General features: G+C 36.6%; 8 protein-coding genes. 2 read left to right on the top strand and 6 right to left on the bottom strand.

The window, feature by feature from the left end; all coding sequences use genetic code 11:
* Window positions 1–35 precede the first annotated feature (35 nt).
* Window positions 36–1,394 (top strand): carbohydrate ABC transporter permease, encoded by a 1,359-nt coding sequence (locus H3R21_RS04855; protein ID WP_198183436.1) that lies wholly within the window; start codon window positions 36–38, stop codon window positions 1,392–1,394.
* A gap of 2 nt (window positions 1,395–1,396) precedes the next feature.
* Entirely contained in the window at window positions 1,397–2,254 is an 858-nt protein-coding gene (locus H3R21_RS04850; protein WP_198183434.1) for a sugar ABC transporter permease, read from the top strand.
* A 143-nt stretch (window positions 2,255–2,397) separates the two neighbouring features.
* On the opposite strand, the gene H3R21_RS04845 is transcribed toward H3R21_RS04850, so the two are convergent.
* The 6 genes from H3R21_RS04845 to H3R21_RS04820 all read right to left on the bottom strand — a co-directional run.
* On the bottom strand, window positions 2,398–4,017 hold the full coding sequence (locus H3R21_RS04845; RefSeq protein ID WP_198183432.1) for an alpha-glucosidase: 1,620 nt from the start codon (window positions 4,015–4,017) through the stop codon (window positions 2,398–2,400).
* Window positions 4,018–4,160: 143 nt separating this feature from the next.
* Window positions 4,161–5,234: a P1 family peptidase gene (locus H3R21_RS04840; RefSeq protein ID WP_198183430.1), complete on the bottom strand. Its 1,074-nt coding sequence runs from the start codon at window positions 5,232–5,234 to the stop codon at window positions 4,161–4,163.
* A gap of 130 nt (window positions 5,235–5,364) precedes the next feature.
* On the bottom strand, window positions 5,365–7,680 hold the full coding sequence (locus H3R21_RS04835) for a BspA family leucine-rich repeat surface protein (RefSeq protein WP_198183428.1): 2,316 nt from the start codon (window positions 7,678–7,680) through the stop codon (window positions 5,365–5,367).
* Between the two features lie 378 nt (window positions 7,681–8,058).
* A complete protein-coding gene (locus tag H3R21_RS04830; protein ID WP_198183426.1) occupies window positions 8,059–10,002 on the bottom strand; it encodes a MucBP domain-containing protein in 1,944 nt (647 codons plus the stop codon).
* A gap of 379 nt (window positions 10,003–10,381) precedes the next feature.
* On the bottom strand, window positions 10,382–12,613 hold the full coding sequence (locus H3R21_RS04825; protein ID WP_198183424.1) for a BspA family leucine-rich repeat surface protein: 2,232 nt from the start codon (window positions 12,611–12,613) through the stop codon (window positions 10,382–10,384).
* Between the two features lie 367 nt (window positions 12,614–12,980).
* Window positions 12,981–13,337 (bottom strand): hypothetical protein (locus H3R21_RS04820; RefSeq protein ID WP_198183422.1); only part of this gene is annotated, 357 nt, incomplete at its 5' end.

Genomic DNA, 13,337 nt, shown 5'->3' with positions numbered 1-13,337 from the left:
GTGCCCGGCCTTTTTGTTCTAGAAGAGGAAGGAATATGTTTAAGAAGAAAAAACGCGTGGCTCCAAGCGCATCATATAAAGAGGTGTGGACCCAAGGTAACATAGCTACTAAACTATCGTTTTTCATTATGGGTTCAAATGCTTTAGCTAACAAGCAATGGGTAAAAGGGCTAGCTTTAGTACTAACAGAAATAGCATTTATTACTTGGCTCATTTTTAGCGGTGTATCTGCGATCAGCATGCTATCTAGCCTAGGAACTATTAAAAACAAAAAAGTTGTTTATGATAGTGCACAAGGTGTTTACATTACAAAACAGCCTTCAAACTCAGTTCTAATTCTTTTATTTGGCTTAATTGCTATTGTTTTCTGTATTGCAATGGTTTACCTATATATTGTAAATCTTCGTTCTACTAGAAAAAATTATATACTTGCTCGAGATGGAAAACACATTTTGACAAACCGTGAAGAATTAGCAACATTATTTGATTCTCGCTTGCATGATACACTTATGGCATTACCAATTCTTGGTATTCTATGTTTTACTATTTTGCCAACAATTTTCATGATTTCAATGGCATTTACCAACTATAATCGACAACATCCGATTGCTTTTTCTTGGACAGGATTTCAAGCTTTTGGCAATGTACTTACTGGGGACCTTTCAGATACATTTTTCCCTGTATTAGGTTGGACGCTTATCTGGGCAGTTGCAGCAACAGCGACAACGTTCTTTTTTGGAGTATTACTTGCCTTATTAATTGAATCAAAAGGAATAAAGCATAAAGGCTTTTGGCGGACAGTATTTGTAATTGTTTGGGCAGTACCTCAATTTGTTTCCCTTTTAATGATGGCTCAATTTTTGGACTATCAGGGTGCGCTCAATAACATTTTAATGAATATTGGATGGGTTTCTCGACCAATTCACTTTATAGATAGTCAAGCCTCTCCTTTAGTTGCAAGAATAACGGTTATTTTGGTCAACATGTGGATAGGTATACCAGTTTCGATGCTAGTTTCAACTGCGATTATTCAAAATTTACCTAATGATCAAATTGAGGCAGCAAAAATGGATGGGGCAAATGCAATACAAGTATTTAAGTCAATTACATTTCCACAAATTTTGTTTGTGATGGCTCCATCGCTTATTCAGCAATTTATTGGAAATATTAATAACTTCAATGTGATTTATTTATTGACTGGTGGAGCACCGATGAATAACAAATATAATGGTGCAGGCTCTACTGATTTGCTAGTAACGTGGCTATATAATTTGACGTTTGGTCAAGAGCAGCGATATAACGCATCTGCAGTTTTAGGCATCTTAATCTTTATTATTAGTGCAGTATTTTCATTAATGGCGTATCGTCGTACAAATGCTTTTAAGGAGGGCTAAAAATGAAATCATATCAAAATCAAAAACGCCTTTCACTTATTTTCCGCTATGTGTTACTAATTATTTTGGCCCTAGTGTGGATATTACCAATTATTTGGATAGTTCTAGCGAGTTTTTCTTATAATGATACTGGATTTGTATCAACGTTTTGGCCAGAAAAATTTACTTTTGACAATTACATTGGTATTTTTACTAATCCACAATATCCTTTAGTCAATTGGATTATTAATACCTTAATTGTTTCAATACTATCAATGATTATTTCTACATTTTTAACGATTTCAGTTGCTTATGTTTTGTCTCGACTTCGTTTTTCTTTTAGAAAGCCATTTATGCAACTTGCGTTAATCTTAGGTATGTTTCCTGGATTTATGTCAATGATAGCTCTTTACTATATCCTAAAAGGATTGAATATGCTTAATTTGGGCGGATTACTGTTAGTATATGTTGGTGGAGCAGGCCTTGGTTTCTATGTTGCCAAAGGCTTCTTCGATACTGTACCGTTTTCTATTGATGAAGCTGCGGAAATTGATGGGGCAACAAAGTGGCAAATTTTTATGCACGTTGATTTACCACTTGCTAAGCCTATGATTGTTTATACAGCATTAACTTCTTTCATAAGTCCATGGACTGATTTTATTTTCTCGGGTATCATTTTATCAACTTCCGGTAATCCGAAGAACTATACGATTGCGTATGGACTTTATAATATGGTACATAACACTAAGGGAAATGCTACTGCAAATTTTGCGGAATTTGTTGCAGGATGTGTGATTATTGCTATTCCTATCACAATTTTATTCGTCTTCATGCAGAAGTTTTACGTAAATGGTATAACTGCTGGTGCGGAAAAGGGTTAATGAATAGAAAAGTGCGAGTCACAAGAGTTGCACTTTTTGCTTAATAAAAATATTTTGGATGGAAAAACTAGCTAATATCAGAAGATATTGTATATTAAAAAGGCTTTGGGAGGGATGCTCCCAAAGCCTTTTTCTGTAATCCATCATTTAATTATCTCTACAGCAAATGCCTCATATGGTCGTAACACGATGTTATCTAATGATTGTGGTGCAGAATAATTACTGATTAAGAATTGCTTGATTTCTGCGGATGTAGAAAAGTGTTCTTCATTCTCTGATAAATTGGCGACAATTAACCAACATTGATCATTAAGTTCACGATAGTAGGCTAAAACATTTTGACTAGATATTGCAGTAGTGAATGAACCACTAACAACAATTTTGTTTTCGTGGCGTAATTTAATCAAATGCTGATAAGTATAAAAAATTGATTGTGGGTCCATTAAAGCAGCTTGAACATTGATTTCTTTATAGTTTGAGTTAAGTGCAAGCCAAGGTTTGCCAGAAGTAAAGCCTGAAGAAGCTTCTTTTGACCATTGCATTGGTCTGCGAGCATTATCACGTCCCTTTGCATTGATTGATTTGATTATTTCTGCTTTGCTGTAGCCCTGTGAGAGTCGTTCGTTGTACATGTTAATACTTTCTAGGTCTTCAACTTCAGAGATATCATTTATAGGGCAATTGGTCATGCCAATTTCTTCCCCATTATAAATATAAGGAGTTCCTCGCATTAAGTGTAGGGCAATAGCGAACATTTTAGCTGATTGTACGCGATATTTACTGTCATTGCCCCAACGAGAAATAACTCTAGGAATATCATGATTCTCCCAAAACAGACTATTCCAGGCATGTTCATAATCAAATTCTATTTGCCATTTAAGCAATACTTCTTTAAGATTAGAAGCCTTATAGGGTTTTAAATCCCATTTTGACTTTCCTGGCTGTTTATCGATATTTTGGTTTTCAAATTGAAAAATCATAGATAATTCATGCTGCTCAGGATCTGAATATTTTTTTGCACTATCAATAGTGGCACTCCAAGTTTCACCTACAGTTACGACATCACGGTTTGCCAAAACAGCTTGATTCATTTCTTGAAGATAGGTATGAAGTTTAGGACCATTTTCTCTAATCTTTTTATCCGGATCTTTACCGATTAATTCGATTACATCCATTCTGAAACCTTCTATGCCCATGTCAAGCCAAAAATTCATCATGTCATAAATCTTTTGTCTTAATCGAGGATTTTGCCAATTTAAATCTGGTTGCTGAGGAGCAAAGAAATGCAAATAGTACTGGCCAGTTCCTTGATCAAACTTCCATGCTGAGCCAGAAAAATCAGACTTTAGATTATTTGGTTCATGATTATTGACGGGATTACGCCATATATAAAAATCGCGATATGGGCTATTTGTACTTTTCTTTGCTTCAATAAACCACGGATGTTGATCAGAAGTATGATTAACAACTAAATCCATAATAATCCGGATGTTTCGCTTCTTAGCCTCTAAAATCAACTTTTTCATATCTGCCATTGTGCCATATTGAGGATCAATAGCTTCATAATCGGCGATATCATAGCCGTTATCAATTCCAGGAGACTTATAAATAGGAGAAAGCCATATTGCGTCAATACCAAGTTTTTGTAAATAATCTAAACGAGAAATAATACCAGGCAAATCCCCAATACCGTCTCCGTTGCTATCTTGAAATGATTTGGGATAAATTTGATAAATAACTGCTTTTTTCCACCAAGGTGTCATACTAATACTCCTTTGTAACCGTTAACATTTTGGTTAATTATATCATCTTGGGGTAGGATAAAAACAATGTTAGCGGTATCTAATTATCTATATCTAATAAAAAACTGATAGCTAATTATTAAAAATACAGCTATCAGTTTTTGCTAGATTCCTAAATCTTTTCGTAATTGTAATGCTTCTTCGTCATTGCCCAGTTGAGCCAAAGCATCCTTTAAACCTAGAATTGGGTTGCCATCACGATCTGGAGTGGTTTGACCATGGGCCAGGGAGCTAAGGATTGCTTCGTTGACGATATCAACAGTAATTCTGAAGTAACGGTCAATCTTATCATCAGTGATTGCCTGAATGGTACTTAACTCATGCTCAGGGAAATGGCTGACGCGATTAGCGGTCGAAAAGGCAAGGGTGATTTCACCGCTGCCGTTACCGCTGAATGAGCCGCTACGTGTAATTCCAATACTAGAGCGTTTTGCAATTCGTTTTAATTGACGTGAATTAAACGGAATGTCAGTAGCAATTACAGTAATGATACTACCTTTCTCTTTGCTATCTTTATTTTCAACAAACTTTTTACCAATTGCATGACCATAAATGTTTAAGTCAGTGCTGAGACCGAAGTTAGACATGACAAGTGCGCCCATAGTAAACGTTTTACCGTCAATTTCTACCTGTCTTGAAGCAGAACCGATACCGCCCTTGAGTTCATAGCAGCGCATGCCTGTACCACCACCAACGCCACCTTCTGCAAAATCAGTGGTTGCAGCATCAAATGCAGTGTTGACATCGTCTTCGGTAACGCCTAAGTCGCGAATATGGTTAATTGAGCTGTCATTGCATTCCATAATAATTGGATTAACGCTACCAGTCGAAAGACCAATTTCAGGATTCTCGGCAAGCATCCTTTTAACAAGAGCCATTGAAGCAGTCCCAACGCTTAACGTGTTAGTTAAAACGAGTGGTGTTTCAATTGTTCCTAATTCTTCTACTTGTACGAGGCCAGTGCTTTTACCGAAGCCGTTAATGACATGAGCGGCTGCTGGCATTTTTTCTCGGAAGATATTGTCCTGACAAGGTTTAACTACTGTTACGCCTGTTCTAAGACGGTCAGTAACAATGGTTTTATGGCCGACTGTAATGCCAGCAACATCTGTAATTAGATTTTTTGGTCCGGGCTTAGTATCACTAAGCGCAAATAAAAGTGGTTTGTTAAGTCCCATTTTTGCTCCTTTTAATTAAAAATTGTCTTCTTTTATTAAAACTGGTCAAGTGCTTTTGTGCAAGATAAAAACCACTTAGCTTTATAACACTAAGTGGTTTTTAAAATTTGCTAATTGCTGTTAAGCTATATTAGTTTTTCTTACGTTTAGTCCAAGCAAGTACTAAGGCACTAGTCAAAGTAATTGATCCAAGCGTAATAGCTGTTAGTTGGGACTTTTTCTCAGAGCCTGTTTTTGGCAGGTGGTCGTCGGTGGAGGAGTTAGCTGAATTTAGGTTATTAGCATTGTTACCTAGAGTATTATGGTTACTTGGATTCGAAGTAAGGGCAGCTGCTTGATCATTATTTGCTCCGTTAGCTATTTGACTATTGCCTTGATGGATATTGCCTATTTCTTTGTCTGTGCTGGTAGGCTTTGCTGGGTTAGCAGTAGTTTCGCCTTCAGTTAGAGAAACAGTTTTACTATAAATATAAATAATGCTTTGCTTAGTATTACTAAAGAATCCTGTAGCATTTTTAGGCCGACTCTTTAAAGTATAACCAGCAATTACTTTAGCGGTTGAAACATAGCCATCATTTAGATTACCGCTTAAAACTTCACTAGATGCAATCGCTTTGCCGTTTTCATCTTGATAATGAACAGTGACATCCTCTCCTTTGATAGGGGCGGAGGATTCAGGATTTTTAATGTAAATAAAGGTAAATTCTCTTTCTTTATCTTCATCGGTATCATAAATACCGGTAATAGGGGATTGACCAGCCTTTAAAGTATAACCTGCGACGTAATCGCCAATAATTGAATAGGGATCGCCAAGATTACCAGGGAAAATAGTATTTTCTCCAATTTTTTCACCTGACTCATCGACATGATGAATAGTAATAGGTAAGCCCATGCGGACATATGTCTCACCCTTTTCGAAATTACGCTTTGAACCATCTATGGTTATGGCACGCGACCTCATTAATTGTTCAGAAGTGTATTGTTCTGTTCCTTCGGGATGAGTTGTTGTTCCCTTACCGACATTAAGCCAAATTCCTTCAGTATCTAATCCTACATCATCCAAGTATCCTGGAGGTATGCTATCTATATCATCGATGTCGCCTCCATATACTGTTGTAAGGTCGGTGTCTTCCCCAAGAACAAGCGTATTTAAGTTAGGCAATCCAGCTAGCATAAGAATATACTCCGGTGCACCCGTAGTAATATTTTTAATATTAAGCTTGCGTAAATTTGTACAGCCATAGAACGTAAGTGAGAAATCAGACTCTTCGATATCAGGTATGTGGAAGTGCTCTAAATTTAGCTCGGTTAAGCTTTTACAATTCATAAACATTTCATATAGGGCGTAAAGTGAGGAGGTGTCGAAACTTGATATATTCAAGTCAACGAGGCTTTCATTTTCTGAAAACATTCCGCCCATACTTGTAACTTTTGCAGTATTGAAATTAGAGAGATCAAGTGCAGTTAAAGCTGTACAGCTATTAAACATATACTCCATGGTGGTCACGTTAGCAGTATTAAAACTAGACAGATTGAGAGTGGGCAAAGCAGAGCAACCACTAAACATAAACTCCATGGTAGTTACGTTAGCAGTGTTGAAGCTGGAAAGGTTGAGTGAGGTCAGGGAACTGCAGTCTAAAAAAATCTCATACATGCTCTTAACGTTAGTAGTATCAAAGTTAGAGAGATCAAGTGAAATTAAGCTACTACAACTAGCAAACATTCGGTCCATATTTGTTACTTTTGCAGTATTAAGAGCTGAAACATCTAGGTAGTCTAAATTACTACAGTTGGCAAACATAGCCCCCATGTTTGTGACATTGGCAGTATTGAAACTGGAAATATCAAGTGAGAGCAAATTTTGACAGTTACGAAACATGAAAGCTGTACTGGTTGCTTGAGAAAGGTCGAGATATTCTAGACCTACAATTTTTGATGCATATGAAAAGCCGTCGAACAAAAAGTTGGCGTTATTTGAATCATCAAGGTTTATTTTGCCAGTAATGATAATCTGTTTAGCGCGTTTAAGCTTTATGGAATTTCCTTCGCTATTAGAAAGAGTATAGTTAGAAATACGATCGGCATAATTATCGATATTTGTATATGTTCCACCTAGAATGGTGAGCTCGTCAGTGTAAAGATCGTATGAAACTTGTAGTCCAGCGACAGTTCCATCAATTCGCTTTTTGCCTATATCAGACTCAGTAGCTTGATTGGCTACTGAATCTTGAACAACAGCTGGTTCACTTACATTTGTATCATCATTAATAGCATCCTCTGATGGGGCCGGAATTTCATCTGTAGTGTCTCCTTCCTGCGGTGCTGCTTGACTTGTAGGACCACTATCTGCTTTGACTAACCGGGGATTAATGGAAATCAAACCTAGTAAAATAGCGGCTGAGCTACTAAATAGAGTTTTTCCTTTTAAGTTATTTGTCTTTTTCATTAGTAAAGGCACCTCATCAGTTATTTATATACATCGCTAGTTATAATATATGTACTAGTATATCTATATTATATTTGTGTATATGCCAAAATCAAGTCAAGGATTAGTGCACTTAAAACGATAAAGAAGAAAATCATTACTGTACAAGCAGGATTAAATAACGTTGCGTTTATAAGGCGGCTGATATATTCTCGGTGATGATAGGAGAGTGTACTATGAAAAATAACTGTTACTTAACGTCGATGAAATGGTGCTTAGAATCTGAAAAACGAGCTTTAATTTTAAAAAATATTTTTTATTAAGTAATGAATTGAGAAAATTAAAAACACCAACATAACTGTCCAATTATAGTTGGTGCTTTTTAGAGTCAACGCTTAGTTATTTGCTAAACTTTTTAATTTTTGTCCAAAGAAGTGCTACAGCGCTGGTTAAAGTGATTAAGCCAAGTGCAATAGCTGCTAGTTGGGACTTTCTTTCAGAGCCTGCCTTTGGCAGTTGATTGTTGGTAGAGGAGTTAGCTGAATGCATGCTATCAGCATTGTTACCTAGTGCATTTTTGTGGGCATCATAACGACTGGAGCGGGAAGGAGTAGCACTATTTGTTCCGTTGCTTTTGTTTACGTTACCCTTGTTATCAGTTTGGTCTCCTTCAGCCTTAGAGGGAATCTTACTATAGACGTAAATAACATTCTGGATAGTATCGCTAAAGAATCCTGTAGCGTTTTTTGGCCGAGTCTTTAAAGTGTAACCAGCAATTTCTTTAGCGGCTGAAACATAACCATCGCCTATATTTCCGTTTAAAACTTCATCAGGTGCAATAGTCCTGCCTTGCTCATCTTGATAATGAACAAGGACACCTTCTCCTTTGATAGGAGCGGACGATTCGGGACTTTTAATGTAAATAAAGGTAAATTCTCTTTCTTTATCTTCATCATTATCATAAATACCAGTAACAGGGGATTGACCAGCTTTTAAAGTATAGCCTGCAACGGAGTCGCCGATAATTGAATAAGGATCGCCAAAATTACCTGGGAAAATAGTATCTTTTGCAATTTGTTTTCCTGACTCATCGACATGGTGGATAGTAATAGGCAAGCCCATGCGGACATATGTTTCAGCCTTTGTAAAATTACGTTGTTTACTACCATGGATTGTGGCACGCGCCGCCATCAATTGCTCAGAGGTATATTGCTCTGTTCCTTCGGGTCTAATTGTTGTACCGTTGCCAACATTGAGCCAAATTCCCTCCGTATCTAGTCCTACATCTTCTGCTGGAGCGCCGCTTGGAAAAACAGTTGAGAGACCAGTGTACTTACCAAGAACAAGTGTATTTAAGCTGGGTAATTTGGCTAGCATATTGCCGTACTCATTATCAGCTATAGCAATATTTTTAATGTTGAGCTTCCGCAAGCTTGTACAGCCATAGAATGTATCTTCTAATTCTACCTCTCCCAAATTTGTATCTGTTATATAGAAGTTTTCTAAATTTAGCTCAACTAAACTGGCACAGTTTTTAAAAGTTGCACCTAGATTTACAGGTAAAGTAGTCTTGAAACTTGATATATTTAAGTCGACAAGGTTATCATCACCTTCAAACATAGCTTCCATGTCTATTACTTTTGAGATATTGAAACTAGAAAGGTCGAGTGCTGTTAAAGCTTTACACCTCCTAAACATAGCCCTCATTTCTGTTACATTAGCAGTATTAAAGCTAGAAAGATTGAGTGAGGTCAAACTTTCACAGTCATTAAACATGTAAACTGTACTAGTTGCCTGAGAAAGGTCCAGGTGCTCTAACCCTACAATTTTACATGTATTAGAAAAGCTGGCGAATAAAAAGTCTGCACTATTTGAAGAGTTAAGACTTATCTTACCAGTAATAGCAATCTGCTTAGCACGTGCAAGTTTTATGGAATTTCCTTCGTCGTCAGAAAGGGAATAGTCAGAAAGACAATCGTCCAAAAAACCGATTTGTTCATATGTTCCACCTAAAATGGTGAGTTCATCAGTGTCAAGGTCATAGGAAACTTGCAGTCCAGCAGCAGTTCCATCAATTCGTTTTTTATTTACGGTAGCATCAGAATCTTGAGCGGTTGGTGAAGCTTGATTCGCTGCTGACTCATCAGTATTTGCAGGTTCACTAATTATATCTTCTGATGGATTTGGAATCTCAGTGGCAGTAGTTTCTTTCTTAGAAGCCATTTGGCTAGTAGAAAAACTGTCCGCTTTGACTAGATGAGGATTAATGGAAATCAATCCAAGTAAAATAGCAGCTGAGCTACTAAATAGAACTTTTCCTTTTACGTTACTTGTCTTTTTCATTAATAAAGGCACTCCGCTGTGTATTTGTATACAATTAAGTAAATATATATGTATTAGTATATTTATAATTATATTTGTGTATGTGCCAAAAGCAAGTCAAGAATTTGTGCACTTAAAACGATAAAGAATAAAATTATTATTGTACAAGCAAAAATAAAATAACGAAGCGCTTTAAAATAAGCCACTATATTCTTAGTGATGATAAGAGTGTTGTACTATGAAAAATAACTAGTACTTAACGTCGATGAAATGGTGCTCAGAATCTGAAAAACAAGCTTTTATTTTAAAAAATATTTTTATTAAGTAATGAATTGAGAAAATTAAAAGCACCAACATAACTGTCAAATTATAGTTGGTGCTTTTCAGAGTCAATGTTTAGTTATTTACTAAATTTTTTGATTTTTGTCCAAAGAAGTGCTGCAGCGCTGGCTAAAGTGATTAAGCCAAGTGCAATAGCTACTAGTTGGGCCCTTTTTTCAGAGCCTGTCTTTGGCAATTGATTGTTGTTAGAGTAGTTAGCTGAATGTAGTTTGTTAGTGTTACTACCTAGTGCGGTTGTGTGAGTCTTGTTACCTAGTGCATTTGTATGAGTACTATAACGACTTGAGCTGGGAAGAGTGGCACTATTTGCTTTGTTACCTTTGTTTCCATTACTCTTATTTTCGTTATTCTTGCTTTCATTGCCTTTGCCAGTAGTTTGGCTCTCAGTCTTACTATAGACGTAAATAACATTCTGGATAGTATCACTAAAGAATCCTGTAGCGTTTTTTGGCCGAGTCTTTAAAGTGTAACCAGCAATTTCCTTAGCGGCTGAAACATAGCCATCGCCTGTATTTCCGCTTAAAATCTCGTTAGGCGCAATAGTTCTGCTTTGTTCATCTTGATAATGAACAATGACATTTTCTCCTTTGATAGGAGCGGACGATTCAGGATTTTTAACGTAGGTGAAAGTAAAATCACGCTCTTTGGTATTATCATTATCATAAATACCAGTAACAGGGGATTGTCCGTCTTTTAAAGTATAACCTGCAACAGAGTCACCAGTAATTGAATAAGGGTCGCCAAAATTACCGGGAAAAATAGTATCTTCTGCAATTTGTTTTCCTGATTCATCTACATGGTGGATAGTAATAGGCAAGCCCATGCGGACATATGTATCGCCCTTTGTGAAGTTACGCTGTGTACCATCCATGGTTATGGCATATGCTCGCATTAATTGCTCAGAAGTATATTGTTCTGTACCTTCGGGTCTAATTGTTGTACCGTTACCAACATTGAGCCAAATTCCTTCAGTATTTAATCCCACATCTTCCACATTAGTATCATCCATATTAGCTATATCGTCGTCATATACTATTGTGAGGTCGGTGTACTCACCGAGAACAAGTGTATTTAAGCTAGGTAATTCGGCTAGCATATAATCGTACTCTGGAGCACCTGTAGTAATATTTTTAATGTTAAGCTTGCGCAAGTTTGTACAGCCATAGAATGTATATGCGAAATCAGACTTATCGATATCAGGTATATGGAAGTGCTCTAAATTAAGTTCAGTTAAGCTGGTACAGTTCATAAACATCTCATCTAGGATGTAAAGTGAGGAAGTATCGAAACTCGATATATCTAGGTCAACGAGGCTTTCACCATCTTTAAACATGCCTTCCATGTCTGTTACATTAGCAGTATTAAAACTAGAAAGATCGAGTGTTGGTAAAGCTATACACTCGTTAAACATATACGCCATGGTAGTCACGTTAGTAGTATTAAAGTTAGAAAGATTGAGTGAAGTCAAAGCTGTACATTCACTAAACATAAGTCTCATGTCTGTTACATTAGCAGTGTTAAAACTTGAAAGGTCAAGAGAAGTTAAAGCTGTACACTCCGCAAACATGCCTTTCATGTTTGTTACATTAGCAGTATTTAGGGGTGAAACATTTAGGTGGATTAAACTGCTGCAGCCGTCAAACATATATCTCATGTCTGTTACATTAGCAGTGTTAAAGCTAGAAAAATCGAGTGAAGTCAAATCTTTACAGCCACTAAACATGCAAGCTGTACTAGTTGCTTGAGAAAGATCTAGGTATTCTAATCCTACAATTTTAGATACGTCAGAAAAACCAGAGAATAAATAGTCGGCATTATTTGAAGAGTTAAGATTTATTTTACCAGTAATAACAATCTGCTTAGCATTTCCAAGTTGTATGGAATTTCCTTCACTGTCAGAAAGAGATTGGTTAGAAATCCGATCGTCGTAACTAATGATATTTGCATATGTTCCACCTAAAATAGTGAGCTCATCAGTGTCAAGATCATAGGAAACTTGTAGTCCAGCGACAGTTCCCTCAATTCTTTTTTTACTTGCGTTAGCATCAGAATCTTGAGCAGCTACTGCAGCTTGATTAACAGTAGGGTCAGTGGGATTTGTAGGTTCACTAATGACCTCTTCTGACGGGGATGGAATCTTATTGGTAGTAGCATCTTCCTTAGAAGCTGCTTGATTAGTAGGGACGCTATCTGCTTTGACTAATTGGGGATTAGCGGAAAGCAGGCCGAGTAAAACAGTGGCTGAGCTACTAAGTAGAACTTTTCCTTTTACGTTTCTTGTGCTTTTCATTATTGAAATACCTCATCAGTTATTTGTATACATTACTAATTATTATATATTTAATTGTATACTTATATTATATATGTGTGCATGTTTAAATCAAGGCGATAATTGACGTACTTAAGAAGAAAAAGACGAAAAGAACTACTGCACAAGCGGAAATTAAATAACAACTATTTCATAAAATTGGAAATATATCTTTAGTAATGATAAGAGGACTAATTATGAAAAATAACTGTACTTAACGTAAATAAAATGGTGTTCAGAATCTGAGAAACAGGCTTTAATTTTAAAAAATATTTTTATTGAGTAACGAATTGAGAAATTAAAAGCACCAATGATAATTATCATTGGTGCTTTTTGATTCGGTAATTAGTTATTTACTAAACTTTTTAATTTTTGTCCAAAGAAGTGCTAAAGCGTTGGTTAAAGTGATTGAGCCAAGTGCAATAGCTGTTAGTCGGGACTTCTTCTCAGAGCCTGTCTTTGGTAGTTGTTGATTGTCGATAGAGTAGTTAGCTGAATTTAGGCTATCATTGTCGCTACCTACCGTATTTGTACGATTACCATAACGACCTGAGTTGGAAAGAGTAGCACTATTTACTCTGTTGCCTTTGTTTCCGTTGCCTTTGTTTCCGTTGCCCTTGTTTCCGTTGCCTTTGTTTCCGTTGCCCTTGTTTCCGTTGCCTTTGTTTCCGTTGCCTTTGTTTCCGTTGCCTTTGTTTCCGTTGCC

This window comes from Lactobacillus sp. W8172 (genome assembly GCF_016102055.1).
Classification (GTDB): domain Bacteria; phylum Bacillota; class Bacilli; order Lactobacillales; family Lactobacillaceae; genus Lactobacillus; species Lactobacillus apis_A.
This window is presented reverse-complemented; position numbering and strand designations above follow the sequence as displayed.